The 26743-nt window shown below is 62.3% G+C and carries 25 protein-coding genes; 13 read left to right on the top strand and 12 right to left on the bottom strand.

Features of this window, described 5'->3' with window-relative positions; genetic code table 11:
* Positions 1 to 603: 603 nt before the first annotated feature.
* Together dut and coaBC are read right to left on the bottom strand one after the other, a co-directional pair.
* Positions 604 to 1059, bottom strand: a complete 456-nt coding sequence (gene dut, locus RT21_RS12460; protein ID WP_046162971.1) for a dUTP diphosphatase — start codon at positions 1057 to 1059, stop codon at positions 604 to 606.
* A gap of 2 nt (positions 1060 to 1061) precedes the next feature.
* A complete protein-coding gene (gene coaBC, locus RT21_RS12455; protein ID WP_046162970.1) occupies positions 1062 to 2270 on the bottom strand; it encodes a bifunctional phosphopantothenoylcysteine decarboxylase/phosphopantothenate--cysteine ligase CoaBC in 1209 nt (402 codons plus the stop codon).
* A 121-nt stretch (positions 2271 to 2391) separates the two neighbouring features.
* Between coaBC and radC the strand changes: the two genes are divergently transcribed.
* The gene (radC, locus tag RT21_RS12450; RefSeq protein ID WP_046162969.1) at positions 2392 to 3066 is read left to right on the top strand and encodes a RadC family protein; all 675 of its coding nucleotides are present in this window, start codon (positions 2392 to 2394) and stop codon (positions 3064 to 3066) included.
* An 11-nt stretch (positions 3067 to 3077) separates the two neighbouring features.
* Here radC and RT21_RS12445 read toward each other — a convergent pair whose 3' ends face one another.
* Positions 3078 to 4418 (bottom strand): hypothetical protein, encoded by a 1341-nt coding sequence (locus RT21_RS12445; RefSeq protein WP_046162968.1) that lies wholly within the window; start codon positions 4416 to 4418, stop codon positions 3078 to 3080.
* Positions 4419 to 4865: a PaaI family thioesterase gene (locus tag RT21_RS12440; RefSeq protein ID WP_046162967.1), complete on the bottom strand. Its 447-nt coding sequence runs from the start codon at positions 4863 to 4865 to the stop codon at positions 4419 to 4421.
* Positions 4866 to 5005: 140 nt separating this feature from the next.
* Between RT21_RS12440 and RT21_RS12435 the strand changes: the two genes are divergently transcribed.
* From RT21_RS12435 to RT21_RS12425, 3 genes are all read left to right on the top strand, one after another.
* A complete protein-coding gene (locus RT21_RS12435) occupies positions 5006 to 6523 on the top strand; it encodes a 3-hydroxyacyl-CoA dehydrogenase (RefSeq protein ID WP_046162966.1) in 1518 nt (505 codons plus the stop codon).
* A gap of 208 nt (positions 6524 to 6731) precedes the next feature.
* Positions 6732 to 8300 carry a methyl-accepting chemotaxis protein gene (locus tag RT21_RS12430; protein WP_046162965.1) on the top strand — a complete coding sequence of 523 codons (1569 nt, stop codon included), beginning with the start codon at positions 6732 to 6734 and terminating at the stop codon, positions 8298 to 8300.
* 118 nt (positions 8301 to 8418) lie between these two features.
* Positions 8419 to 8943, top strand: a complete 525-nt coding sequence (locus RT21_RS12425; RefSeq protein ID WP_046162964.1) for an Mpo1 family 2-hydroxy fatty acid dioxygenase — start codon at positions 8419 to 8421, stop codon at positions 8941 to 8943.
* Between the two features lie 11 nt (positions 8944 to 8954).
* Here the strand turns inward: RT21_RS12425 and RT21_RS23825 are convergent, their stop codons facing one another.
* The 4 genes from RT21_RS23825 to RT21_RS12405 all read right to left on the bottom strand — a co-directional run bounded on the left by RT21_RS23825 (position 8955) and on the right by RT21_RS12405 (position 13500).
* Entirely contained in the window at positions 8955 to 9704 is a 750-nt protein-coding gene (locus RT21_RS23825) for a hypothetical protein (RefSeq protein WP_046162963.1), read from the bottom strand.
* A gap of 189 nt (positions 9705 to 9893) precedes the next feature.
* Positions 9894 to 11444, bottom strand: coding sequence for a phospholipase D family protein (locus RT21_RS12415; protein WP_046162962.1), 1551 nt, complete (start codon positions 11442 to 11444; stop codon positions 9894 to 9896).
* 60 nt (positions 11445 to 11504) lie between these two features.
* The gene (locus RT21_RS12410; RefSeq protein ID WP_234463464.1) at positions 11505 to 12815 is read right to left on the bottom strand and encodes an NAD(P)/FAD-dependent oxidoreductase; all 1311 of its coding nucleotides are present in this window, start codon (positions 12813 to 12815) and stop codon (positions 11505 to 11507) included.
* Between the two features lie 196 nt (positions 12816 to 13011).
* Positions 13012 to 13500, bottom strand: coding sequence for an Lrp/AsnC ligand binding domain-containing protein (locus tag RT21_RS12405; protein WP_045431082.1), 489 nt, complete (start codon positions 13498 to 13500; stop codon positions 13012 to 13014).
* 147 nt (positions 13501 to 13647) lie between these two features.
* Here RT21_RS12405 and dadA point away from each other — a divergent pair, with 147 nt between their 5' ends.
* The 5 genes from dadA to RT21_RS12380 all read left to right on the top strand — a co-directional run bounded on the left by dadA (position 13648) and on the right by RT21_RS12380 (position 17184).
* Positions 13648 to 14946 carry a D-amino acid dehydrogenase gene (dadA, locus tag RT21_RS12400; RefSeq protein ID WP_046162960.1) on the top strand — a complete coding sequence of 433 codons (1299 nt, stop codon included), beginning with the start codon at positions 13648 to 13650 and terminating at the stop codon, positions 14944 to 14946.
* A complete protein-coding gene (locus RT21_RS12395; RefSeq protein ID WP_046162959.1) occupies positions 14921 to 15277 on the top strand; it encodes a RidA family protein in 357 nt (118 codons plus the stop codon). Before dadA ends, RT21_RS12395 begins: the two co-directional genes overlap by 26 nt.
* A gap of 110 nt (positions 15278 to 15387) precedes the next feature.
* Positions 15388 to 15936 (top strand): cupin domain-containing protein, encoded by a 549-nt coding sequence (locus RT21_RS12390; RefSeq protein ID WP_046162958.1) that lies wholly within the window; start codon positions 15388 to 15390, stop codon positions 15934 to 15936.
* Positions 15937 to 16099: 163 nt separating this feature from the next.
* The gene (locus tag RT21_RS12385; RefSeq protein WP_046162957.1) at positions 16100 to 16522 is read left to right on the top strand and encodes a c-type cytochrome; all 423 of its coding nucleotides are present in this window, start codon (positions 16100 to 16102) and stop codon (positions 16520 to 16522) included.
* Between the two features lie 143 nt (positions 16523 to 16665).
* Entirely contained in the window at positions 16666 to 17184 is a 519-nt protein-coding gene (locus tag RT21_RS12380) for a cupin domain-containing protein (protein WP_046162956.1), read from the top strand.
* 23 nt (positions 17185 to 17207) lie between these two features.
* On the opposite strand, the gene RT21_RS12375 is transcribed toward RT21_RS12380, so the two are convergent.
* From RT21_RS12375 to RT21_RS12360, 4 genes are all read right to left on the bottom strand, one after another.
* Positions 17208 to 17780 (bottom strand): xanthine phosphoribosyltransferase, encoded by a 573-nt coding sequence (locus RT21_RS12375; protein ID WP_045431064.1) that lies wholly within the window; start codon positions 17778 to 17780, stop codon positions 17208 to 17210.
* Between the two features lie 190 nt (positions 17781 to 17970).
* Complete coding sequence (locus RT21_RS12370) at positions 17971 to 18561, bottom strand: 3-keto-disaccharide hydrolase (RefSeq protein ID WP_046162955.1); 591 nt, start codon at positions 18559 to 18561, stop codon at positions 17971 to 17973.
* A 5-nt stretch (positions 18562 to 18566) separates the two neighbouring features.
* The gene (locus RT21_RS12365) at positions 18567 to 20186 is read right to left on the bottom strand and encodes an alpha-amylase family protein (RefSeq protein WP_046162954.1); all 1620 of its coding nucleotides are present in this window, start codon (positions 20184 to 20186) and stop codon (positions 18567 to 18569) included.
* A gap of 2 nt (positions 20187 to 20188) precedes the next feature.
* Positions 20189 to 21724: an alpha-amylase family glycosyl hydrolase gene (locus RT21_RS12360; RefSeq protein ID WP_046162953.1), complete on the bottom strand. Its 1536-nt coding sequence runs from the start codon at positions 21722 to 21724 to the stop codon at positions 20189 to 20191.
* 175 nt (positions 21725 to 21899) lie between these two features.
* Between RT21_RS12360 and gap the strand changes: the two genes are divergently transcribed.
* The 4 genes from gap to RT21_RS12340 all read left to right on the top strand — a co-directional run bounded on the left by gap (position 21900) and on the right by RT21_RS12340 (position 26619).
* A complete protein-coding gene (gap, locus tag RT21_RS12355) occupies positions 21900 to 22919 on the top strand; it encodes a type I glyceraldehyde-3-phosphate dehydrogenase (RefSeq protein WP_046162952.1) in 1020 nt (339 codons plus the stop codon).
* Between the two features lie 12 nt (positions 22920 to 22931).
* Entirely contained in the window at positions 22932 to 23528 is a 597-nt protein-coding gene (locus RT21_RS12350; RefSeq protein ID WP_046162951.1) for a cyclodeaminase/cyclohydrolase family protein, read from the top strand.
* Positions 23529 to 23946: 418 nt separating this feature from the next.
* Positions 23947 to 25113: an iron-containing alcohol dehydrogenase gene (locus RT21_RS12345; protein WP_046162950.1), complete on the top strand. Its 1167-nt coding sequence runs from the start codon at positions 23947 to 23949 to the stop codon at positions 25111 to 25113.
* A gap of 3 nt (positions 25114 to 25116) precedes the next feature.
* Positions 25117 to 26619, top strand: a complete 1503-nt coding sequence (locus tag RT21_RS12340) for a CoA-acylating methylmalonate-semialdehyde dehydrogenase (RefSeq protein ID WP_046162949.1) — start codon at positions 25117 to 25119, stop codon at positions 26617 to 26619.
* The last annotated feature ends 124 nt before the right edge of the window (positions 26620 to 26743 follow it).

The raw sequence follows: 26743 nt of genomic DNA, 5'->3' as shown, positions 1-26743 counted from the left end.
AATCGGCTGCTCGGGAGCCAGACGCAACGGCGCCGCGCTGTAGAGCAACCAGCGGTTGCCGACCTTGAACGCTTCGGTTGCAGGCGTTTGCCCGTTCTCGGCGCGCTGCAGCATATCCAGTGCGGAAAAATTCAGCGGTCCAGGCCGGCTGGCATCCGTTCGCGCTTGGCCGCGCAGACTGAGATGCGCATCTATGACGCCGTCCCGGTAGCCGAGCTCACGTTCGACGGCACGTATCTGATGCGGCTGCTCGCTACGCAGTGCTTCGAGCAGTTGCGGATCGCTGGCGGCAGCGCGCGTGTCTTCGGCCAGTTGGCGGAGCGCCTGATTGATCGCCGAAGCTTGGCTCTGACCCCACGCGTTGGCGAGTTCGCGGGCTTGCTGCTGTTGACTGCTCTGATGGGCGGTCCAAAGCAACGCGCCAGCGACCACGAGCCCCAGCAGCCCCGGGATTAGTCCGGGTGTGAGCGTCTTCAGGCCGACGCTACGGCGCGGGCGGGAGGGGGCGGTATCGGCGGGGTTGAGAACTCCGTCGTCCTTGGCGGTGCGCTTGAAGAGTTTCATGGAGCTCCTCGGTTCGTCCTGAAAAAGGCGAGAACTATCTCAGTGACTGCCAGAGTGGCCGAAGCCGCCGGCGCCACGCTCACTGCCATCGAACTCGTTCACCAGTTCGAATTGCGCTTGGATCACCGGCACCAGCATCAGCTGGGCGATGCGCTCCCCTATGGCGATGTTGAAGCTGGTCTGGCCGCGGTTCCAGCAGGACACCATCAACTCGCCTTGATAATCCGAGTCGATCAGCCCGACCAGGTTGCCCAGCACGATGCCGTGCTTGTGCCCCAAGCCAGAGCGCGGCAGGACTAGCGCCGCCAGGTTAGGGTCGGCGATATGGATGGACAGGCCGGTTGGGATCAACAGTGTCTGCCCCGGTTCCAGCGTCGTATCGGCTTGCAGCATGGCGCGCAGGTCGAGCCCGGCGGAGCCGCTGGTGGCATACGCGGGCAGCGGGAAATCCGTGCCAAGACGGGGGTCGAGAATTTTTGCTTGAAGTTTGTGCATGGTCAGGCCTGGTGGTAACGGTCGGCGATGAAGGCAATCAGCTGACGAGCAATGTGCCCTTTGCTGGCCTGGCTGAAACGGGTTTCGTACTGCTGGCGGTCGATCACCGTGACGGCGTTTTCTTCGCTGTTGAAGCCAATGCTCGGGTTGGCGACGTCATTGGCCACGATCAGGTCGAGATTTTTGTCCCGCAGCTTGCGCGTGGCGTACTCCAGCAGGTTTTCGGTCTCGGCGGCGAAGCCGACGCTAAACGGCCGGTCCGGCCGTCCGGCTAGCGTTGCGAGGATGTCGGGGTTGCGAACCATCTGCAGCAGCAGGCCGTCGCCCTTGGCGGGGTCTTTCTTCAGTTTATGCGGCGCAACGACTTCCGGGCGGTAGTCGGCAACGGCTGCAGCGGCAATGAACAGGTCGCAAGGCATCGCTGCTTCACACGCAGCGAGCATGTCGCGGGCGCTGACCACGTCGATGCGCTGAACGCGGTCGGGCGTAGGCAGGAACACCGGCCCGGCGACCAGGGTCACGCGCGCACCGGCCTCGGCGGCGGCTTCGGCAAGGGCAAATCCCATCTTCCCGGAACTGTGATTGGTGATGTACCGCACCGGATCAATGTTTTCCTGGGTCGGACCTGCGGTGATCAACAGGTGCTTTCCGGTTAACAGGCTGCGTTCGAAACAGTCAGCAGCGGCCTGAGCCAGGTCATCCGCTTCAAGCATACGGCCAAGACCCACATCGCCACAGGCCTGGCTACCAGAAGCCGGGCCGAACAGGCGGATCCCTCGTTGCTCAAGTAGCGCGCGGTTGGCTTGGGTGGCGGGATCTGCCCACATGGCCTGATTCATGGCTGGGGCCAGTGCAACCGGTGCGTTGGTCGCCAGTACGAGCGTGGTCAACAGGTCGTTGGCAACGCCCTGGGCCAGGCGTGCCATCAAATCAGCCGTAGCTGGCGCTACCAGTACCAAGTCGGCCCACCGGGCCAGCTCGATATGGCCCATCGCGGCTTCTGCCGCAGGGTCCAGCAGGTCGAGGTGAACCGGATGGCCAGACAGGGCCTGGAGGGTTAGCGGCGTGATGAATTCACGGCCGCCGCTGGTCATCACGACGCGCACTTCGGCGCCCTGGTCGCGTAGCCGGCGCACCAGCTCCGCGCTCTTGTAAGCGGCGATGCCGCCGCCGACGCCCAGGACGATGCGTTTACGATAAAGCCGCTGCATAGGCCTGCCTTGTTACGGGGTGAGAACTGGTTCCGATGAGGACCGGTTGCCGTGGATAAAAGGCCGCTAAGATAGCACAGCGCCCTCACAGGACGAGGGGCACGCTCGACATGGAGGTGGCATGAGCATTCGTGACTGGCCGGCGGCGGAACGGCCGCGGGAAAAGCTGTTGGAGCAAGGCGCATCGGCCCTGTCCGATGCGGAGCTGCTGGCGATTTTTTTGCGCACCGGCGTGGCCGGGAAAAGCGCGGTGGATCTGGCGCGGTACCTGCTCAATGAGTTCGGCAGCCTGCGTGCGCTGCTGGAAAGCGACCGCGAACAGTTCAGCGCACACCTGGGGCTCGGGCCGGCCAAGTTCGCCCAACTGCAAGCCGTATTGGAAATGGCAAGACGGCATCTGGCTGAGCGCATCCGTCGTGACTCAGCGCTGGAAAGCCCGCAGGCAGTGCGTGACTATCTCAAGGCGCGTCTGCGGCACGAGCCGCACGAGCTCTTTGCCTGTCTTTTCCTTGATTCCAAACACCGGGTGTTGGCCTTCGAGGTGCTGTTCCACGGCACCATCGACGGAGCCAGCGTCTACCCCCGCCAGGTGGTCAAGCGCGCGCTGGCGCAGAATGCCGCAGCCGTCATCCTGACCCACAATCACCCATCCGGTGTCGCCGAGCCGAGTCAGGCTGACCGTCAGCTGACCCGCAAGCTCAGCGATGCCCTGGCATTGATCGATGTGCGAGTGCTCGATCATTTCATTGTCGGAGATGGCGAACCATTGTCGATGGCCGAATACGGCTGGATGTGAGCCGAGGGTCCTCATGCCAGCAGGGGTATCAGCAGCAGTGGGATCAATACGCTGAGGACGAAACGCCCATTCCAGCCGACAGCGATGCGCCAGGGTGACAGCTGGGCGTGGCGGGCCAACAGTACGGCTGAGGGGCCGTAGGGCGAGAGGAGCATGGCCAGTGAAAACCCGAACAACAGCGCCACAGCCGGTTGCGTCACCGCCAGGCCCTGGCTCGCCAGTTGCGCCAGTAGCGCGGCGCAGAGATTCAATGAGATCAGCGGCGCGACGCCAAGTAACGCCAATGCCATGACCGCCAGCGCACCGACCGCACCCAGCCCGAACAGTGCCATCGGCGTGCTTCCGAGCTGATCCGCCAGGTGATGCACCGGCAAGACGGCTGCAACCAACCCGGCCAGTAATGCCGAGCTGGCAAAGATGAATGTCTCGTTGCGCATGCCGATCAATGTTTCACTGACCTCACTGAACACCTGGCGCGGCGCGGTCCGCTGCCAGAGCAGGATCACGATCACGGCGGTCGGCACCGTCAGCATCGCGGCCTGGGTGGCGGAGAGCCAGGTAAGGGCGGCCAGCAGGGCGATCAGCGCGATGCCGATCAGGCTGCCCAACAACAGGCCATTCAGGCGGCCACCGGCTTGCTGGGTGTCCGAGCCGGCATCGACGACCGGATAGTCCGCCAACTGCTGCAAGCGACGGTTCTCCACCGGCCAGCCGAACAACAGCAGGATCAGCCCGCCTAGCAGGCCGAAGGGTAGTAACGTGCTCCAGCTAATGCCGAGCTCGCGGGTGAGGATCGCCACCGCAACGCTCGTCGGCGCCAGCAAAGGCACCAGGGCGAACCCTCGCAGAGCGGTAACCATCACGCCGCGGCGGCCTTCGCGGCGCTGACGATCGCTGTATGGACGGCGTGCAAGATGATTTTCCAGCGAGCCACATATCAGGTTGAGCATGCCGAAACTGAGCACCGAGCTGATCGCGAATGTGCTCAGCAGATAGCCCGGGTAGAGCCATGTGCGAGGGCCGGCCAGCAGGAGGCGATGCAACTCGCTGAGTTGCTGCAGACGCTTGACCAGGCAGTGCATCAGACCCAGCGCGCCAATAAAGGCTGCGTAATAGGCGGCTGACGACAACATTCGCGCGCCCTGCTGCCAGTTTGCTTCGCCAGACAACAGCCAGTAGCCGAGCAGTGCAGCGGTGACGACCCCGAGCCGACGTGGATAGGGCATCAGCGAGCGCCAATGCCAGATGAAGAACAGGCTCAGCAGGGCGCCGCTGATAACACTCATCGGCTGAATTCGGGTGATTAGAGCCAGCAGCTCAAAGAACAGAGCCAGTGGCAGCAGGGCGGTCATCTAGGCCGGGAGCTCCCGTCGAAGCGAGCCGCGCTTGAACACACCCTCGCCGAACGCGATTAATTGATCCTGCTCATCCAGCAAGTCGCAGCTGGCCATAAACACCTTGTGGCCAGCAGAGCGGCATCGAGCCTGCGCCCTGATGCGACTGCCCGCCACAGCAGCTGCGCTGAAGTTGATGTTCATCGACAGCGTTATCGCGACACGCCGGTCCGCCGGGTCGGCTTCCCAAGTGCCGCATAGGCCCATCGCAACATCCATCAAGGTCGCCATGACGCCACCGTGCATGTTGCTAGCATTGTTCAAATGGCGCGGCAGCAGAGTCAGGGCGAGCGTGGCGTGCTCCGGACCGTAGGCGAGCAGGTCGCAGCCGATGTCTTGGAAGAAACCGGTAACGGAGGCGTGGACCTGCTGGAGTTGGGCGGACGAATAGTCGGAAGCGGACATGGCGCTCGATCACGGATGGCTTGCTATGGAGTCTGGCAGTCTTTAGGCTCAGGTTCAAATAGATGGAACATGGTTTCGCACTGCGGAATATCGGTCGATCATATTTCAGAATCGCAACGCCATCCACTGAGGAGGTTCCCATGTTTTCCCGTATCGGCATTATCGGCGCCGGCGCCATGGGGCGCGGCATCGCACAGCTATTTGCCAGCGCTGGTCAGCAGGTCTGGTTGTATGACGCTCGGCCCGAAACCATCGATCAAGCCCTGCAGTTCAACCGTGAACTGCTTGAGCGCAGCGTGGCCAAGGGACGTTTGGGCGCCGATGAGCTGCCGGCGATTCTGGAGCGCATGCAGCCAGCCCATCAGCTGGCCGAGCTGTCCGGCTGCGATCTGCTGATCGAAGCCATCGTCGAAAACCTGGAAGCCAAGCAGAGCCTGTTTGTCGAGCTTGAAGGTCTGGTTGCGGGCGACGCCGTCCTGGCGACCAACACCTCCTCATTGTCCGTGACCCGCATTGCCAGTGCCTGCGCGCGCCCCGAGCGGGTGGCTGGGTATCACTTCTTCAATCCAGTGACGCTGATGAAACTTGTCGAAGTGGTGCGCGGCGAGCGCACCGACCCGATGGTCATTGAGCGCTTGGTGCAACTGGCCGAGCACGCGGGGCACTTCCCTGCGATTACGCCGGATACTCCCGGGTTTCTGGTCAATCACGCCGGTCGTGCCTATGGCACCGAGGCGCAGCGCATCCTTAGCGAGGGCATCGCCACGCCGGAACAGATCGACCGTATTTTGCGGGACGGGCCCGGGTTTCGAATGGGCCCGTTCGAATTGTTCGACCTGACCGGGTTGGATATTTCCCACGCGGTGATGGAGTCGGTGCATGACCAGTTCTACTACGATCCGCGCTACACACCGTCTTACCTCGCCGCGCAGCGGGTGGCGGCCGGTTTGCTCGGTCGCAAAACCGGCCAGGGTTTCTATCGCTACGAAGACGGCCAGCAGATCCGCACGCCTGAGCCCCGCTTCGAGCCGGTAAGCATTGATCGACCGTTTTGGCTCGACAGTATCGAGCCCGACCTGCGCAGCTCCATCAGGTCGGTATTGCAGCAGGCCGGCGCGATTCTCGAGGAGGGTGCCGAGCCTTCGGACCAAGCAATCTGTCTGATCACGCCGCTAGGAGAAGATGCGAGTAGCTGTATCGAGCGCCTGGGGCTGCCCGGCGTGCGCACCATGGCGCTCGACCTCTTCAGTGACCTTGAAAAACGCCGCGTGCTGATGCGTCAACCAGCGCTCGACCCAGCATTGGAGGCTCAGGCACGCCAGGCGTTGGGCGCCGACGGCGTGCCGGTCGAGGTGATCAACGACTCTCCGGGGTTCGTCAGCCAACGCATCGTGGCCAGCATCGTCAACCTTGGCTGTGAGATCGCCCAGAAGGGCATCGCTTCCCCAGAAACGCTCGACCGCGCGGTCACGGTGGCCCTTGGCTATCCAAAGGGGCCGCTGGGCTTCGCCGCGCATTACAACCCGGCTCGAATCCTGACTATCCTGGAGGGCATGCAGCGCTGCTATGGTCACGAACCGCGCTATCGTCCGAGCCCTTGGCTACGCCGCCGGGTACAGCTCGGTCTGCCGCTGACGGCTCCGGATCAGTCTCGCTAAAAAGCGGTGGCCTGACGTACGGTCAGGCTTGACGGCCGCTTAAGGTTGGCCGCGTCCAGCCGCTAACCCGGTAACTCGGCCATGCCGGGCGGCGACGGGTGTGTAATCGTTTCCAGTCCGGCAAGGCCATGTGCCACCAAGGGACAATGTTCTTTGTTGGCAGAGGTGGTACAACGCCTTTTTACCGGACGAAAACAAGAGGCCAACGATGCGCCCTACCTTCCGCCTTCACCCCAAGGCCTGTCTGTTGCACGCAGCGGCCCTGCTGGGGCTGCTGTCGTTTCATGGCTGGATGGAGTTGCCGTTCTATCTGACCGCGATCTCGATCCTGTTGCTTGCCCTATGGCCTTGGTTCGGCCCTTGGCGCAGGGAGACGGGCACCCCGGTTGCAGAGGACGCCGGCGAGCTGAGTTCCGCTGCCCTGAGCAAGAGCCTCTCCCGGCATACCTGTCATAACGCCCTGTCGGCAGCTCAAGTGTCGTTCAGCGCTGAGCAACTGGCGGCACGGTTGCAATCACAGCTGGTTGCGGTCAGCGAGATCGCCAATGGCGCCGAGGCGATGACGGCGACCGAACAGGACAGCGCTGCCCGAGCACGGCAGGCGTTGGAAGCGGCCGAAGCCGTGCGGCGTAGCAGCGATAGTGGGCGTGTCGAACTCCAACACGCCATCGAACGCATGCAGCAGCTCAGCGCACAGACCAAGGCCAGCCGCGAACTGCTCGACGGACTCTCGGCGCGCACCGAAGAAATCCGCCAGATCACCGATGTGATTCAGTCGATTGCCAGCCAGACCAACCTGCTTGCACTCAACGCGGCGATCGAGGCGGCACGCGCCGGTGAGGCCGGGCGTGGCTTTGCCGTGGTGGCTGATGAGGTGCGAAACCTGGCCGGTCGCACCAGCAGTGCTACCGAAGAGGTGGGTCGGATGGTTAGCGATATCCGCGAGCAAAGTGGCGCGGTGGTCAGCCATATCCAGAAGCAGGCCAGCGAACTGGACGAAGCCGCCGCACAGATCGCAGGGACAGGCGTTCAGCTCACTGGAATTGCCGAGTTGGCTGGCAATGTCGAAACCCAGGTGGCGGAAATCGCTGCCGGCACGGCAAGCAATCATGAGCGACTCGCGCAGTTGTTCGTCGCGGTAGAGCAGTTGCGTGGAGACGCTCTGGAGAGCGAGACCCAGACCCGCCAGCTGGAGAAGGCGGCAGAGAAGCTGGTAGAGCAGGCGGAAACCGTCAGCGAACAGCTCGCCGAGGTGCAACTCGATGCCTACCACCAAGATGTTTACGATCTCGCGCGCGAAGCGGCAGCTGCCATCGGGGCGCGTTTCGAGGCGGATCTGAAAGCCGGGCGCCTGGGTGTCGACGATCTGTTTGATCGCAATTACCGGGCGCAGCCGGGCACCAATCCTATCCGCTACAACACCCGTTTCGATCGTTATGCCGACGAAGTACTGCCTGCCATCCAGGAGCCGTTGCTCGCGCGCAACGAGGCGTTGATCTACGCCATCGCGACCACGCCGGACGGATACGTGCCGACCCACAACCGCGCCTTCAGCCAGCCCCCGGTCGGCGATCCGGAGATTGATAAGGTCAAGAGCCGCAGCAAGCGCTTGTTCAATGACCGCACCGGCGCGCGCTGTGGCAGCCACGAGCGCAAGGTGTTGTTGCAGACCTATAGCCGCGATACCGGAGAGCTGATGCATGACCTGTCGGTGCCGATCATGGTGAACAGCCGTCACTGGGGTGGCCTGCGATTGGGCTATCGTCCGGAGCCCTAGCTGAGCCGCCGATTGGCGCAAGCGCCATGACCTTTGGCGCTCAACCACCACTCGACACCGCGCGGCACCTTGCCGAGCTGGCTAAGCTTGCCAGTCAGGCTATTCGGAGCTCGTCCCCATGAAAACACTCACCGATCACCTCGCCCAATACGCGGCCTATCACCGAGACCCGCGCAATCTGCTCAGCCATTTCATCGGCATTCCGATGATCGTGCTGGCTGTCGCCGTGCTGTTGTCGCGTCCAGGTGTGGAGGCGTTCGGGCTATGGCTGAGCCCGGTTGCGCTGGTCGCCTTGATCTCGACGCTGTTTTATCTTCGGTTGGATCTGCGCTTCGGCGTGCTCATGGGGGCGGTGCTGTTGCTCTGCGTCTGGGGCGGTGCAGCGCTTGCGCAGCAATCGACGGCGCTGTGGCTGAGCGCCGGTGGCGGTTTATTTGTAGTCGGCTGGATTATCCAGTTCATCGGCCACTACTTCGAAGGACGCAAGCCTGCGTTCGTCGACGATCTGACCGGGCTGATCATCGGGCCACTGTTCGTTGCTGCTGAGCTGGGCTTCATCTTCGGTCTGCGCGAACCCCTGCGCCACGCGATCGAAGCGCGTGTTGGCCCGGTTCAACTGCGCCAGCAGCCGGCCGATGCCTGACAGGAGGGCGCTCAGTCAGGGGCGAGCGCCATCCATTGATCGCTGAGGCTGCGCGCGTGGCGATCAACCATGATCGGGGCGAACGCGCGGCCTGACGCAGTGTTAAAGCTGTTGTTGCCGCTGTTCATGTCTTCGAGCGCCACCTTGAGGAACTCCCAACGTGTTTTGAGCTTGGCAATGGCCACGTTCGATTTGCCATCCAGCGCAGCCAGTTGCTCGTCGATCGACGGTACGAGGCGGCGCTCGTCCTGGCCGAGGTAGGTATCCGGTTGTTCGCGGGCGGTTTCGAATGAGCCTACATAGGCGCGGCTGAGGTACTGCACGGTGAGGTATTCCACCTTGGCTGGCAGCTCGGCGCGAACGTTGGCGCCTTGCTGGCTGCGCACAGCCGTTAGGAAATCGCGCAGCGCCTTGCTCATCTGCAGCGGCCAACCCCAAGGCATGTCGTCTTCCTTGCGGCCGAAGCTTGCGCCTTCGCGAAGCGTTGTCTGTAAGACTTGATGCAATTGGTTCAGATCGTTGCCGGCGCCGGGAAAGCTGTCGACCCTGTCTGCTAGCGCTTTGAGGTCGCTTTCCATTCGGGCCAGGTGCGCCTTCTGGAAACCTTCGCCTCGATAGAGCAACAGGCTGCTGGTCGCTCGGTTGGCGTGGATCTGCATGCTTTCCAGCGCAGTGTAGGTTTGAGCATGGGCAGGATTGAGCAGAGCTGGGAACCAGCACGCCAGCAAAACCACCATCCATAGCCATTTGCGATGATTCATGTCGCGCTCCTTTTTATTTTTATAGAAGCAAAGTGCCAGGCGGTCGGGACCAGCACGGCATCAGCTCGGTAGCCTAGCCAAGGGGTGGCGCTCTGGTATCACACAAAAGAGCTATTTTTGGATCGGCGGCCGTTTGCGCGGCAAGATTGGCTGAAGTGACACGAAACCACTTGCGCCAGTTGTAGTCGCTCAGAGCATCCGCTCGAGGCCAATCACCCGGCTGAACCAGGCATTGAACCGTCGCCAAGCACCGCCCGGTTCTTGCAGCAATACCTTTCGCTGCCCGTCATCCTCGGCGATCCAGATCAACCGCCGCACGCCGTTGCGCTCGATCAGTCGCACTTCATAGCTGACGGCAGGCGAAGTGCCCTCCTGCGAAAGCTTGTGCACCTCGCGAGCCAATTCTGGACTGTCAATAAGGATGCCGACTTCGGTGTTCCACAGAACTGAGCGAGGGTCGAAGTTCAGCGAGCCGAGAAAGACCCGCTCCTGGTCGAACACCGCTGCCTTGCTGTGCAGGCTGGATTCGGAATCGCCACTGATACTGAAGCGGGTCTCCTGGTCCGGTTGTCGGCGCAACTCGAACAATCTCACTCCCGCTTTTAGCAGATCGGCCCGATAGGGCGCATAGCCGCCATGCACGGCCGGCACGTCGGTGGCCTCCAGAGAATTGGTCAAGACCTGTACCGCAACGCCGTTTCTGGCGTGTCCGGCGAGGTATGCAGCACCTTGTTCAGTCGGCACGAAATAAGCGGAGATCAGCGTCAGGGATCGTCGCACGCCGTCCATGCTCGGCTGCAGCTGAGTGGTCAGCAGCAGACTTTCATCTGGAATGCCGGGTGCTTCGATCTTGTCGGGGTGATCCCAAAGCGCTTCGCCAGGCGCCCATATCAGATCGGTCAGCCAGTCGCGCGGAGATGGCTCCTGCAGCCCGCCCATCAAATGCTGATAGCGGCGCTCGTCCTTTTGTCGTTCGGCTTGGAGGTAGCGGGTGATATCGCGGCGCGCCAGTTCAAGCTCGTCCTTGTTGGGCGGATGACGCAAGAACTGCTGGATCGGCACGCTCAGCGTGTGGTTCCAGTACTGGTCGAAGCTGACCGCCAATTGCTCGGCAACCGGGCCGGCGGCGAGTAGATCGATGTCAGTGAAGTTGAAACTCTGATCGGCATCGAAGTATTCATCGCCCAGATTGCGCCCGCCGACGATGGCCAGGCTGCTGTCGGCCAGCATCAGCTTGTTGTGCATGCGGCGGTGTTGTTGGGATAGGTTGAGCAACCGCCCGAGCGAACGGGTAATCACGGTGCTGCGGCCGATATGCAAGGGGTTGAAGACGCGGATCAGGATGTGCGGGTGTGCCGCCAGAGTGGCGATCTGGTAGTCGCTACCGTCGCTCGTGGTGTCATCAAGCAGCAGCCGTACCCTGACGCCGCGGTCCGCCGCACGCACCACCTCTTCTATGAGCGCGCGGGTGCTCAAGCCATCGTGGACAATGTAGTACTGCACGTCGAGACTCGCCCTGGCCTGGCGAATCATCTGGATACGCGCCGAAAAGGCGTCGGCACTGTCGGACAGCAGGCGAAATCCGGAGGTGCCCGCAGGCTGCTTGGCCGCCAGCGCCTCGACTTGCTGGGTCAGTGCCGAGTTCTGGTTGGGCAGCGCGTAAGACGTTGGGGCGGGTGTAATCTGGCCGGCACAGCCAACCAGGAATAGCACTGCCACAAGGAGCAGGTGCAGGCGCAAGGTCACTCCTGTCGATTGTTATGTTCCTCGACAGTTTGGACGCCAGCGCAACGGCGAAATTCAGAACTGGTCTTTAAGCCGGTGCCAGAGCATGCCGAGGGCCAGCAGTGGCGAGCGCAGACGCTGACCGCCAGGGAAGGTCGGGTGTGGCACACGGGAGAACAGGTCGAAGCGTCCCGCGAGCTGCCCGCTGATGGCCTCGCCGAGCAGGCGTCCTGCCAGGTGCGTGGCGTTCAGGCCGTGTCCGGCATAGGCCTGGGCGTAGTAGACGTTGGGCTGGTCTGGCAGTCGTCCAATTTGTGGCAGCCGGTTGGCGCCGATGCCAATCATGCCGCCCCATTGGTAATCGATTCGGGTGTTTCGTAGGCGGGGGAACACCTCGAGCATCTTCGGTTGCATGTAGGCGGCGATGTCCTTCGGGTCGCGTCCGGAGTAGTGGCAGGCGCCGCCAAATAGCAGCCGGCCATCGGCCGACAGGCGGAAGTAGTCCAGCGCCACTCGCTGATCGCAGACCGCCATGTTCTGCGGCAGCAATTCCTGTCTGACGTCCTCGGGAAGCGGCTCGGTGGCAATGATGTAACTGCCGGCCGGTAGCACCTTGCCCGCCAGTGATTTGTTCAGAGAACCCAAGTAAGCATTGCCGGCCAGCACGAGCTGACGGGCACGCACGCTGCCCTGCGCGGTGTGAACCCGAACCTGCTGACCGTAATCGATCCGTTCGACAGCGGATCGTTCGTACAGCTGCACGCCTAGCGATAGGGCTGCGGCTGCTTCGCCCAATGCCAGGTTGAGTGGATGAAGATGGCCCGAGCCCCTGTCGATCAGACCGCCCACGTAGCGATCAGAACCGATGACTTCGCCCATCGCGTCTCTTGGCAGGAGCCTCAATGGGTGCGGATAGCCCAGACGCTGGAGATCGGCATAGTCTGCTTCGAAGCCTTCTACGTGCCGTTGTTTCGTTGCCAGATCGCAGTAACCCAAGGTCAGGTCGCAATCGATGGCGTAGCGCTCGATGCGCTCGCGCACGATGTCCACCGCTTCGAAACCCATACGTTTGAGGCTGTCCACGCCGTCGTCACCCAGCACCGGCTGAAACTGCTCGACGTCATGCCCCACTCCACGAATCAGCTGTCCGCCGTTGCGCCCGCTAGCGCCCCAACCGATCAGGTGGGCTTCCAACAGCACTACGGAGAGGCCGCGCTCGGCCAGTTCGATCGCCGTATTGAGACCGCTGAAGCCGCCCCCGACGATGCAGACGTCCGCCTCCAGCTCACCTTGCAAGTGCTTGAGATCAAGGGTGCGATTGGTGGTGGCCGCGTAGTAGGACGACGCGTGGTGCTGCGCGCGAGCAGCTGATTGCGGGGTGGTCATGGTCGAGCCTTGGACGGTTTGCATGGACCGAAGGGTAGACCGGATGTTTATTGCAGAGCAAAAGCCGCGCGAGGCTGAAGCAAAACCTGACGGTTCTCGGTTGGCTAACGGCTGACCCAACGGCTCGTTCGGCTCGGCTTTTGATGCGCCGGGATTTGGGTTGATCTGGCAGCGAACTCTGATCGGCTTCCGGCTCCTACTCCGGCACCGGCAGTTCCAGCGATTCCTTGACCTCTTCCATCACGATGTAGCTTTTCGACTCGCGCACATGCGGCAGCTTAAGCAGGATGTCGCCGAGCAACTTGCGGTAGGAGGCCATTTCCGATATCCGCGCCTTGATCAGGTAGTCAAAGTCCCCCGAAACCAGATGGCACTCCAGGACATGAGGCAGCTTGAGCACGGCACGGCGAAACTCTTCGAAGATGTCGCCTGACTTGTAGGCCAGGCTGATCTCGACGAATACCAGCAATCCGCCTTTCAGATGCTGCGGGTTCAGCCTCGCCGTGTAACCCATGATGATGCCCTCGCGCTCCAGACGTCGAACGCGCTCCGTACACGGCGTGGTCGACAGGCCGATACGCTCGCCCAGTTCGGTAAATGGCATGCGTCCTTCGGCCTGCAGCAGGCGAAGGATCTGGCGGTCGATCTTGTCCAGCTCGCGGCGGGTTTGATGCTTAGTGCGCATAGGCGTATCGCCTCTATATATGCGGTTGCAGGCGTGAATAAATCGCAAATATAGCCTGTTATATAGCGAAAACCACTACATAGCGCTTTCTATACTCCGCATTAACAGTGACTCGAAAAAGCCCGGCAGCACGGGTGGGAGACGGCGATGCGTGTTCTGGTTATGGGAAGCGGCGTGATCGGTACCACCAGTGCCTACTATCTGGCGCGGGCTGGCTTCGAGGTTGTGGTGGTTGACCGTCAGCCAGCCGTGGCGATGGAGACGAGCTTCGCCAATGCCGGCCAGGTTTCCCCCGGTTACGCGTCGCCCTGGGCCGCGCCTGGCGTACCTTTGAAGGCCATGAAATGGCTGATGCAACGCCATGCCCCGCTTGCCATCAAGCTCACGGGCGACATTCAGCAATACCTGTGGATGGCGCAGATGCTGCGCAACTGCACGGCAGCGCGCTACGCGGTGAACAAGGAGCGCATGGTGCGGCTGTCCGAATACAGCCGCGATTGCCTTGATGAGCTGCGCGCTGAAACCGGTATCGATTACGAAGGCCGGCAGTGCGGCACGACCCAACTGTTCCGCACCCAGGCACAGCTCGATAACGCCGCCAAGGACATCGCCGTGCTGGATGCTTCCGGCGTGCCCTATGAACTGCTCGATCGCGCCGGCATCGCACACGCCGAGCTGGCGCTGGCGAAGGTATCGGACAAGCTCAGTGGTGCGCTTCGCCTGCCTAATGACCAGACCGGCGATTGCCAGATGTTCACCACCAAGCTCGCCGAAATGGCCCGCGAGCTGGGCGTCGAGTTCCGTTTTAACCAGGACATCCAGCGGCTGCAGTTTGCCGGTGACCAGCTTGAGGGCGTCTGGATCAATGGCAAGCTGGAAAAGGCCGATCGCTACGTGCTGGCGCTGGGCAGCTACAGCCCGCAGATGCTCAAGCCGCTCGGCATCCGCGCGCCGGTGTATCCGCTCAAGGGCTATTCATTGACCGTACCGATCAGCGACCCCGCGATGGCGCCGGTTTCCACCGTGCTCGACGAGACCTACAAGGTCGCCATTACCCGTTTCGATCAGCGCATCCGGGTGGGCGGCATGGCCGAAATTGCAGGCCATGACCTTTCGCTCAATCCGCGCCGGCGAGAAACGCTGGAAATGGTCGTCGGCGATCTGTTCCCGCAGGGTGGCGACCCGAGTACGGCCGAACTCTGGACCGGCCTGCGCCCGGCCACACCGGATGGAACACCGATCATTGGCGGCACAAGCTATCGCAATCTGTATCTGAACACCGGGCACGGTACCCTGGGCTGGACCATGGCCTGTGGTTCTGGTCGCTTGCTGGCGGACATGCTGGCGAAAAAGCGCACGCAGATCAGTACCGACGGCCTCGATATTTCCCGCTATGGCACCCACAAGGAATCGCACAAGCATGCCCATACAGCGCCTGCACACTAACGCTCGCATGAGCCAGATCGTCATCCACGGCAACACGGTTTATCTGGCCGGCCAAGTGGGCGAGGACATGAATGCGGGGATCGAACAACAGACCCGTGAGACGCTCGACAATATCGAACGCCTCCTGCGGCAGGCCGGTACCGATAAGCAGCACATCCTTTCGGTGACCATTTACCTGAAGGACATCGATGCCGATTTCGCTGGCATGAATGCGGTCTGGGATCAGTGGCTGCCGGAAGGCGTCGCGCCGGCGCGTGCCACGGTGGAGGCCAAGCTTTGCGAGGCCGAGATCCTGGTTGAGCTGTCGGTTGTGGCCGCATTACCGGCGTAGCCCGATCGCCATCCGGGGCGATCTGTCATTTCGTCCCGTTGTGTTGAAAATACTGAACGCCCTCGCCATCATAGCGACCTCAGCAATCGCTCTTATTGGGGGCTCCCGTATTGGACGTTGGCGTTCGACTGCAAACCATCCGCAAACTCAAGGGCCTGTCCCAACGCGAACTCGCCAAACGTGCGGGCGTCACCAACAGCACGATCTCCATGATCGAGAAAAACAGCGTCAGCCCGTCAATCAGTTCGTTGAAGAAGGTGCTGAGCGGGATTCCAATGTCATTGGTCGAGTTTTTCTCGCCTGATTTCGAGCAGGACAGCGATACCCAGGTGGTCTACAAGGCCGGCGAGCTGATCGATATTTCCGACGGCGCGGTAAGCATGAAGCTTGTCGGCAAAGCGCATCCGGGTCGCGCCATCGCATTTCTCGCCGAAACCTATCCGCCTGGCTCCGATACCGGCACCGACATGCTGGCGCACCAGGGCGAAGAGGCTGGCATGCTGGTCGAGGGACGCCTGGAGCTGACGGTGAGTGGCCAGACCTATTTGCTGGAAACAGGCGACAGTTACTACTTCGAGAGCAGCAAGCCGCATCGCTTTCGTAATCCATTCGATGCGCCGGCCAAGCTGATCAGCGCGACCACGCCGGCCAACTTCTGACCCGTGCCGCTGGTCCAAGCGACGGACGGGTGCCGCTGCGACAAAGCGTCGCTGAGGATGACAGGGCCTTTCGTATTGTTTCGGCGGGCATGGCTTGCCGTTATACTGACCGCCGCTCGCGATACCGTGGCCGCGGGCGTGTCTAGCCACATGAGGGTATAAGGTGAACCTGATTAAGAAGATCCTGGTAGCACAGACTGCCGTATTGGCCCTGTGGGCAGTGAGCGCTCAGGCTGCGACCAACGACGACATCGCCGAGCGCCTCAAGCCGGTAGGCGAAGTGTGTATTCAAGGTGAAGAATGCGCCGCAGCCGGTCCGGCAGCTGCTGCCGCTGGTGGCGGCGCGCTTAGCGGTGAAGAAGTGGTCGGCAAGTTCTGCAACGCCTGCCACGGCACCGGTCTGCTGAACTCGCCGAAGGTCGGCGATACAGCTGCCTGGCAAGCGCGTGCTGATGAGAAGGGTGGTCTCGATGTGCTGTTGGCCAACGCCATCACCGGCATCAACGCCATGCCGCCCAAAGGCACTTGCGCCAGCTGCTCGGATGACGAGCTGATGGCTGCAATCAAGCAGATGTCCGGGCTCTAAGCTTCAACCGGTCAGGCAAAGCCGCCTTCGGGCGGCTTTGTCGTGTCTGGGGGGAGAAAAGCGGCGCTGCATCGGGTCGAAACTTCAAACCCATTCCCGGGGCCTGCACCGACATCAGGCCTCCGCACGAAGATGAGGTGCCCATGCCCAGTTCCGCCCCGCATCCCGAGCAATTGCATTTTTCCAGCGACGGTCGTACGCCGAACAGCTCGCATCCGGTGCTGGTGTACCGGCAGTTGCCGTTAGCCGGAAACGACTACGCCAGCGGGTTCGAAAATCTGTTCAATAGCCATCTGTGGCCGGCCCAATGGCGTGCGGGTGTGTACGACTATCACCACTTTCATTCGACCGCTCATGAGGTGCTCGGCGTTTCGCGGGGTTCGGCGCGGCTGATGCTCGGTGGCGAGCAGGGGCAGGAAGTCGAGGTGCGCGCTGGCGACGCGCTGGTGCTGCCGGCCGGCACCGGTCATTGCCAGCTCAGCGCCAGCGATGATTTCGAAGTGGTGGGCGGCTATCCGGTCGAGCAGCAGTACGATCTGCTGCGCCCGGATGAAGCTGGCCATGATGAGGCACAGGCGCGCGCTCAGCGGGTCAGCGTACCGGTGAGCGATCCGGTTGCCGGCACGCAGGGCGCGTTGGTTGATCTGTGGCGTAAGGAATAAGCGCAGGGAGTGGCGCGGGGCGCTTACTCCACGAACACCACCTGGCCATCGCTGAGGGCGGCCACGCGGGCCAGGGATTCAACCCGGAAGCCCGCTTCTTCCAGTTCCTGCCGGCCGGCCTGGAAGGACTTCTCGATGACGATGCCAAGCCCGGCGATGCTCGCGCCGGCCTGCTGAATGATCGAAATCAGACCCTTGGCCGCTTTACCGTTGGCCAGGAAATCGTCGATGACCAACACCCGGTCGTTTGGCGACAGGTGATTGGTGGAAATCGCGATGGTGCTCTCGACCTGCTTGGTAAAGGAGTACACCGAGGCCGTCAGTAGGTGATCGGTCAGGGTCAGCGACTGATGCTTGCGAGCAAAAATGACCGGCACGCCCAGCTCCAGGCCAGCCATGATCGCTGGCGCGATGCCCGAGGCTTCGATGGTGACGATCTTGGTGATCTTTTCGTCGCGGAACCGGCGCGCGAATTCCTGGCCGATCTGCTGCATCAGCACAGGGTCGATCTGATGATTCAGGAAAGCATCGACCTTCAGTACGCGGTCGGAGAGTACGATGCCTTCATTGCGGATCTTCTGTTTCAGCTGTTCCACGAACGCGCTACCTCAAGCGTGAGCGGCCGGGTTTGCCTGACGAATCGGGGCGCTGAAAACCAGTTGGGCGCTGCGCCATAGAGGCGAGCGCCCAGCTCGTTTCGATTCTGCATCCGTCCGTCACTGCTTACCGCAGCCTGGAAAGCCGCGCATTCTCGCTCAATTCTGCTCGCAGGTCCAAGTGGACCGTTCAGTCCGGTGTTTCGATCGACAGGCGGCGGAAACGCGCCGCTTCGCCGTGGTGTTGAAGCACCACGTGGCCTTCGAAAGATTGGGCAAAGCGAGGATAGCCACTGAATTTACTCTGGGTGATGCGTTCCCGCAGCGCCGGATCATCGAGCCGGTAGCGCAGCACCCGTTGCCCGTCCAGCCAGTGCTCGACTTCGCCGTTGCGAAGGCTCAACGCCGCTTCGATGAACTGTTCGGGCTCAATCTGCGTTTCGATATCAGGTCGCAGCAAACCGTAGAGCGCGCCGTTGCGCGTCGTCGGTTCGCAACCATCGGGATGGCCGCGGTCATCGAGCAGCTGCATTTCCGGGCCGCTGTGCCAGCTGAGATCAGCACCTTCGTCGACGCAACAGAACACACCGGAATTGCCGGCAAAGGGCAGGGCGATTTCGAAGCGCAGGATGAAATCTCCGTAGCGTTGCCGGGATACCAGATCGATGCACCGCGAACCGGCCACGGCGCAGAGCTCGTCGCCTGCCACACACCAGCAATCGTGAGGAAAGTCGTCTCCATGCCAGGCGCGCCATTGGGTTGCATCGAGCTGGTGGGGCATCTGGATTACCCGAACAGTTGCTGTTTGCGCCGCAGCCAACGGTAGCCGTACGGCCCGAGGCGGATTTTCAGCGGCGAGCCTTCGGGCTGATCGTAGTTGCTGTCGGCGAGCACATCGACCATGTCCTGCAGATCGTCGGCGGTGATTTCCACTGTGGTTTCCTTGTCGGCCAGGTTGACCAGCATAAGCACGCTGGAGCCGTTGTCGTGGCGGATGGCGAAGACCGCCGGATCCTCGACTTCCACCGTCTGCCGCTTGCCGATACCTATTTCACGCAGCCCGACCCGCGTGCGGATCATGTTGCCCGTGCGGGCCATCAGTGAATCGCTGCGCAGGGTCTGGGCGAATACATTGATCTTGTCGTAGGCGAAGGGGCCTTCATCGATCAGCGGCGCCGCCAGCTCGCCGGCGGTGCAGGAAAACCCGGCGTTGGGCTCGTTGGACCACTGCATCGGCGTGCGCACGGCCTGGCGCTCGGGGCGCTCCATGTCGTCGCCCATGCCGATTTCCTCGCCATAGCGGATGATCGGTGTGCCCGGCAGCGAAAACAGTAACGCATGCGTGGCAGCGATTCGGCGTTCATCGCCATCGAGCATCGGCGCGAGCCGCCGCCGAATGCCGCGGTTATACGCGCGCATCTTCGGATCGGGGGCGAAGGTGTCCATGACCTCGTTGCGCTCATCTTCTTTCAGCCGATCCAGGCTCAGCTCGTCATGGTTGCGAATCCACAGTGCGTACTGCGAATGGCTGGGTGGCAGCGGTTGGCTGTTCAAGGCGCGAACCAGCGGTTCGGCCTGTTGCCGGGCCAGCGCCAGGAAGAGGTGGTTGTTGGTCCAGAAATCCAGCAGCAGGGTGACGCGGTCCGCCTCGTCCCCGAAATACTCGACATACTTTTCCGGGTCGGTGTCGATCTCGCCGAGCAGTACGGTTTCCGGGCGGCGCATGGTGACGAAGTCGCGCATGTGTTCCAGCAGCCAATAGCCCTTCTTCAGATCCCCGCCGCCGGCCTGGCGCACCATGTGTACCGCGGCGTCGATGCGAAAGCCGGACACACCCAGGCGCAGCCAGAACGACATGATCCGCTCGATTTCGTGAATGACCCGCGGGTTGGCGAGGTCCAGGTCCGGCTCGTGCTTGTAGAACAGGTGGCGGTAGTACTGGCCGGCTTCCTCATCCCAGGTCCAGATGCTGTCTTCGACCGTCGGAAAGATCGGCGCCATCGAAGTGTCCGGCTCATCTGCCCAGATGTAGTAGTCGCGGTACGGCGAATTTCGGTCGCGGCGCGCCTCCTGGAACCATTTGTGCTCGCTGGAGGTGTGTTGCACCAGCAGTTCGATGATCACGTGCAGGCCGAGCTCCTCGGCCTTTTCCAGCAGCGCCACCATGTCCGCCAGATCACCGAATTGCGGGGCGATCTGCAGGTGGTCGGTGACGTCGTAGCCGGCGTCGAGGAACGGCGAAGCGTAGCAGGGCATGATCCAGACGGCGGTGGCACCCAGGCCGCGGATGTAATCTAGTCGTTCGGTGATGCCGCGCAGGTCGCCGCAGCCGTCGCCGTTGCTGTCACGGAAAAGGGCGGGATCGACCTGATAGATCACCGCGTTGCGATACCAGAGTGGACGCATGCTCAGCTCTCCGCCGGGCGCAGGACCAGCGCCTGCCCGGCTGACAAATTGCCATTGAAGGGTTCGCCTTCCCCGACGCCATCGCTGGCGATTTCCACCAGCCAATGAGCATTTTGGGGAAACGCGTGTGGGTGATCGGCGAAATTGATGCAGACCAGGCGGCAGTCGTCGCCCTGCTGTCGGTGGTAGGCCAGTACATCAGGGTGCGATGGCAGCTCTGCAAAATCGCCGTGATGCAGCGCCGGGCTGGCCTTGCGCGCGGCGAGCAGGCGCTGGTAAAGCGCAAACATCGAATTCACCGCGCCGGTCTGGCGCTCGGCCGCCAGTTCGTCGGCCTCGGGTGGGAAGGGCAGCCAGGGTGCAGCGCCGTCCCAGCCATGCGGCGGCTCAGCTTGCCAGGGAATCGGCGCCCGGCAACCGTCACGGCCGCCCGGATCGACACGGGTCTCGGCGGTGATCACCGCGTCTTCCAGCCCCAGCTCCTCGCCCTGATAGATGAAGGGTGTGCCGCGCAAGGTCAGCAGCAGCACTGCGGCGGCACGGGAGGCCCGTTCGGAGCCTTGATAGCGGCTGCGCTGGCGCACATTGTCGTGGTTGGACAGTACCCAGGTGGGCCAGGCGCCGGCCGGTTGCAGCCAGTGCTGCACATCGCGGATACAGGTGCGAAACAGCACCGGGTCCCAGGGCGCGTCGAGCGGGTTGAAGTTGAAGGCCAGGTGCAGCTCGTCGCCGGCGCCGTAGTACTGCAGCACGCGTTCGGTGGAGCGGATATTCACCTCGCCCACCAGCACGCGGTCGCCGGGGTAGCTGTCGACCAACTTGCGCAAGCCGCGCAGCACTTCGTGGCTGTAGGGCTGGTCATTGAAATCCGACAGCGGTTGGCCGGCCTGGCAGCGCGGGTCGTCGGCGAAGGTTAAGTCCTTGCCGGTGCAGTGGATGACGTCGATGCGAAAACCGTCGATGCCGCGATCAAGCCAGAAGCGCAGCACGTCGTGCATCGCTTCCACCACTTCTGGGTTGCGCCAGTTCAGATCCGGCTGCTTGGCGAGGAACAGGTGCAGGTAGTACTGCTGGGTCTGCTCGTCCCAGGTCCAGGCGCTGCCGGCGCCTAGCGCGGCACGCCAGTTGTTGGGCTCGTCACGCCAGATGTACCAGTCACGCTTCGGGTTGTCCCGCGAGCTGCGCGACTCGACGAACCAGGGGTGTTCATCGGAGGTGTGATTGGGCACGAAATCAAGCAGTACGCGAATGCCGCGGGCGTGGGCTTCGGTGATCAGCCGGTCGATATCGCTCAGCGAACCGAACAGGGGGTCGATGTCGCAGTAATCGCTGATGTCGTAGCCGGCGTCGGCCATCGGCGAGCGGAAGATCGGCGACAGCCACAGTGCGTCGACGCCGAGCTGCTGCAGATGGTCGAGATGCTGCAGTACGCCGTCGAGGTCGCCAATGCCGTCGCCGTTGCTGTCAGCGAAGGACCTTGGATAGATCTGATAAATGGTGGCGCCTTTCCACCAGGGTGCTGGGAATGACTCGCTCATTGCTCGTGGCCCTTCTCCTGAGTGCGGCAAGCCCGGCGTAACGGGCCTGTGAGAGTTACGACTGACGAGCGGTGCCTGGGTTTCCCCGATTCATTGATCTCCGTCGGACGGTACTGAACGCCACCGCGGATACTCCGACTAACCTTCACCAGCCTCAACGACCCAGGAGAGCACCATGTTGCGAGTTGCTATCAATGGTTATGGCCGTATCGGCCGAGCAGTACTGCGAGCCCTGTTCGAGCGAAACCTGGAAAACCAGATCCATATCGAAGCGATCAACGACCTCAGCGAGCGCTCGGCGATGGCGCATCTGACGCGCTTCGATACCACCTTCGGCCGTTTCCACGGCCAGGTCGACTTGCGCGATGACGTGATGCAGATCCGTGGCCAGTCGATCCGCCTGCTTCAGGAACGCGATCCGACGCAGCTGCCGTGGAAACAGTTGGGTGTCGACGTGGTGCTGGAGTGCTCGGGGAAATTCAAGAAGCGCGACCTGATCGATCAGCACCTGCAGGCCGGTGCCCAGCGGGTGTTCGCCTCGCACCCACTGGACGGCGCGGATCTGACGGTCGTCTACGGCGTCAACCATGAGCTGCTCGACAGCAGCCATCGTGTGATCTCCAACGCCTCCTGCACCACCAATTGCTTGGCACCGCTGGCCAAGGTGTTACATGAGTCAGTGGGGATCCGCCAGGGCCTGCTGAACACGGTGCACTCCTACACGAATGACCAGAGCTTGCTGGACAAAGCGCACAAGGATCTCTACCGCGCCCGTGCTGCAGCCGAATCGATTATTCCGTCGACCACCGGTGCGGCCAAGGCTATCGGTCTGGTGTTGCCCGAGCTGGCCGGGCGTCTGGACGGGCTGGCGGTTCGGGTGCCGACACCGAACGTGTCGCTGGTCGACCTCACCTTCACCGCCGAGCGTGCACCGGGAGGCGTTGAGGCAATCAACCAGATCCTCCGGGAAGGCGCCCAGAAGATGCCGCTCGGCGCCATGGAGTGCAACGATCTGCCGCTGGTCTCGCGCGACTTCTTCGGCCATCCGACCTCGTGCGTGGCCGACCTCAGCCACACGCGCGTACAGGGCGATCTGGTCAAAGTACTGGCTTGGTATGACAACGAATGGGCCTTCTCCAACCGCATGCTCGACGTGCTGCTCCATTGGGGCGACGGTAATGCGCAGGCTAGCTGACGGATCGACCGTATGAGCGATGAGGCGAGCCTCTGGACGCAACGGCTGGCCGATTTCAGGGCGGCTACGGCTGCAAACCAACCAACGCCCGGTTGCGGTGCGGCCGCCGCTGTCACGGCCGATATCGGGCTTGCGTTGGTGGTAAAGGGGCTGCGTATCAGCGAGGCCCACGGGTCCGATCCGACTCGCCGCGCGCTGTTGCAAGCGGCGGAAGCACTGTTGGGCAGGCCCGGTGCGTTCGCGGATGATGATGTCCGGGCTTTCGGGGACTACCTGAACGCTGCTCGGGAGGGTGAGCCCGAACAGAAGCAGGCCGCGTCTCGTCAGGCCTGTGCCGTGCCGCTGGCTTTGGCGCATTGCTGCTTGGAGGCGCTCGAACTGGCGGTTGATGCCTGGCCATGTACCAACTCGAACGTGCAAAGCGATGCCCAGGCCGGCACAGTGCTCATCCATGCCGGGCTCAGCGCAGCCTTGATCAACGTGGATGCCGATATGGCAAGTCTCGAAGACGCTAGCCGCGATCAGGTTGCGCAGACTCGAACACGCTTACAGGCTGAGGGCGACGATCTGTTGCAGCGTCTGCTCGGTCAGGCGCTGTCCCGTTCTTAGTACAGCTGATCGCCAGCAAGCTAGCTCCTACGAAAAGCCCGAGTCGTCAGCCGCTCGTGGTCTGTAGGTGTCTCCGCGCTGACGATCTCACCAACAATGAAAAGCTGGGGTTCAGTGCGGCTGTGGCATAACAACCCCACATTCCTGTAGGAGCCAGCTTGCTGGCGATCCGGGCCCGCTCCCTCGTCACGTTCATCAAGTATCCATACGGCCCTGACACACCAGTTCTCACGATAACGAGAATAAACGTCTCGTTTTAGCTTGACGCTTGCGGTCATTGTTTCTAGTCTCCAGGCACCTGAGACGAACTTTCTCAATCGAGACCTAAAGTTTTCTCATGCAATCCGTTCACATAGCGCCTCATCTGGCTGGCCTTTAGACCTGTCCGAGCGCAGCGCGAACCCTATCGGAGAAGCCAATGAGCCATCGCATCGTCCTGCCGCGCCTGATGGAAGTCGGTGCCGGCGCCAGTCAGCAGATCGTCTCCGTGCTGCATAACCTTGGCTGCAAACGACCACTGATCGTGACCGACCGGATGATGGTCGAGCTGGGCTATGTCGCCCGGATCAGCGAGATCCTGGCCAACGCGGATATTCCCAGCGACTGCTTTGCCGACACGCTGCCGGAGCCGACTGCGGCATCGATTCGTGCCGGCGTCGAGATGGTGCGTCAGGGTGATTACGATTCGATCATCGCCCTCGGTGGCGGTAGCCCCATCGATTCGGCCAAGGCCATCGGCATCCTTGGCAAATTCGGCGGCGAAATACGCGATTACCGCTTCCCGCGTGATGTCAGCGAGGCGGGCCTGCCACTGATCGCCGTCCCAACCACGGCGGGCACCGGCTCGGAAGCGACCCGTTTCACCATCATCACTGACGAAACCAGCGACGAGAAACTGCTCTGCGCCGGCCTCGGCTTCATGCCGGTCGCCGCGCTGATCGATTACGAGCTGACCCTGTCGCTGCCGCCGCGGGTTACTGCCGATACTGGCATCGACGCGCTGACCCACGCCATCGAGGCTTACGTCAGCCGCAAGGCAAGCCTCTACAGCGATGCCCAGGCCCTGCAGGCCATGCGCTTGCTGGCGCCGAATCTGCGTGCGGCCTATCACGAGCCGAGCAACCGCCAGGCCCGCGAGGCAATGATGTTGGGTGCGACCCTGGCTGGCATTGCCTTCTCCAATGCATCGGTGGCGCTGGTCCACGGCATGAGCCGGCCCATCGGTGCGTTTTTCCATGTGCCGCACGGGCTGTCCAACGCCATGCTGCTGCCGGCGATCACGGCGTTTTCGATTCCCGCCGCGCCGGAGCGTTATGCCGACTGCGCACGTGCCATGGGGGTGGCGGGCGAGGGCGACAGCGTCGAGGCAGCCAACGAAAAGCTGCTGACCGAGCTGCGCGCGATCAACAAGGAACTGCAGGTGCCTAGCCCCGAGCAGTTCGGCATCACCCGCGAGCGCTTCTTCGAACTGCGCCAAACCATGGCAAAGCAGGCGCTGGCCTCGGGTTCGCCCGGCAACAACCCGCGGGTGCCCACCGAAGCTGAAATCATCGACCTCTACGAAACCGTCTGGAACCAGGAGTGACCCATGCAGACCCTCGGTAATCTGATCAACAACGAGGCGGTCGCTGGCCGTTCCGAACGCCATTCGACCGTTTACAACCCCGCTACCGGTGAGCCACGTCTTTACGTCTCGCTGTCTTCGGCTGAAGAAACTCGTGAAGCCGTCGCTGCCGCCCAAGCCGCGTTCGAAGGCTGGTCGAAGACGCCGCCGCTGGTCCGTGCTCGCGTCATGTTCCGCTTCAAGGCGCTGCTCGAAGAACGTCGTGACGACGTCGCCCGGCTGATTTCCCTGGAGCACGGCAAGGTGTTCTCCGATGCCCAGGGCGAAGTCACTCGCGGCCTCGAAGTGGTGGAGTTCGCCTGCGGCATCCCGCACCTGCTCAAGGGCGAGTTCTCGCCCAACGTCGGGCGCGATATCGATTCCAACTCGCTGATGCAGCCGCTGGGCGTCTGTGTCGGCATCACGCCTTTCAACTTCCCGGCCATGGTGCCGCTGTGGATGCTGCCGGTGGCCATCGCCTGCGGTAACACCTTCGTCCTTAAGCCGTCGGAGAAGGACCCGAGCGCAACCATGCTGCTCGGTGAATTGCTGGCCGAAGCCGGGCTGCCCGCAGGCGTGCTGAATATCGTCAATGGCGACAAGGAGGCCGTGGATGTGTTGCTGACCGACGAGCGCGTGCAATCGGTGAGCTTCGTCGGCTCGACGCCCATCGCCGAGTACATCTACAGCACTGCGTCGGCCCACGGCAAACGCTGCCAGGCTCTGGGCGGGGCGAAGAACCACATGGTGATCATGCCCGACGCCGATCCGCAGCAAGTGGTTGGCTCGCTGATGGGCGCCGCCTATGGCTCGGCCGGCGAGCGCTGCATGGCGATCTCGGTAGCGGTGTGTGTGGGTGATGAGGTGGCGGACAACCTGGTCGAGATGCTCAAAGGCGAAATCAGCCAGATGCGCACCGGCCCGGGCACGGGCGTCGAACCCGAGCCGCACATGGGGCCGCTGGTCACACGCGAGCATCAGCAGAAGGTGTCCGGCTACATTGATCTGGGTGTGGAAGAAGGCGCGAGCCTGGTCTGTGACGGGCGTGGGTTGAAGGTCGAGGGTTACAAGAACGGCTTTTATGTCGGCCCGACACTGTTCGACCGGGTGACACCGCAGATGCGTATCTACAAGGAGGAAATCTTCGGGCCCGTCTTGGCGGTTGTGCGCGTCAACACCTTCGACGAGGCGCTTAAGCTGGTCAACGACCACGAGTTCGGCAACGGCACCTCGATCTTCACCCGTGACGGCGACACCGCGCGACAGTACGAGGAAGAGGTCAAGGTGGGTATGGTCGGCGTCAACGTACCGATCCCGGTGCCGATGGCCTTCCACTGCTTCGGTGGCTGGAAGCGCTCGATCTTCGGCCCGCTGAACATGCACGGTCCGGACGGCGTGCGCTTCTTCACCCGAATGAAGACCGTGACCCGGCGCTGGCCGACCGGCATTCGTGCCGGCGCTGACTTCTCCATGCCAACGATGAAATAGAGCAAGTCGGGACGAGCGCCTTAGGGTAGAGCGGGCGCTGTTCCGCTTGAGCCCGCATTACTACTGCGGTGGGCTGAAGCCCACCCTACTGGCTGATTAAGCATGGCCGCTGTCTTCACGCTAA

It is taken from the genome of Pseudomonas sp. 10B238, from assembly GCF_000970615.1.
In the GTDB taxonomy this organism is placed as follows: Bacteria; Pseudomonadota; Gammaproteobacteria; order Pseudomonadales; family Pseudomonadaceae; genus Stutzerimonas.
The sequence above is the reverse complement of the archived record's forward strand: the minus strand, read 5'-3'. Positions and strand labels throughout refer to the sequence as shown.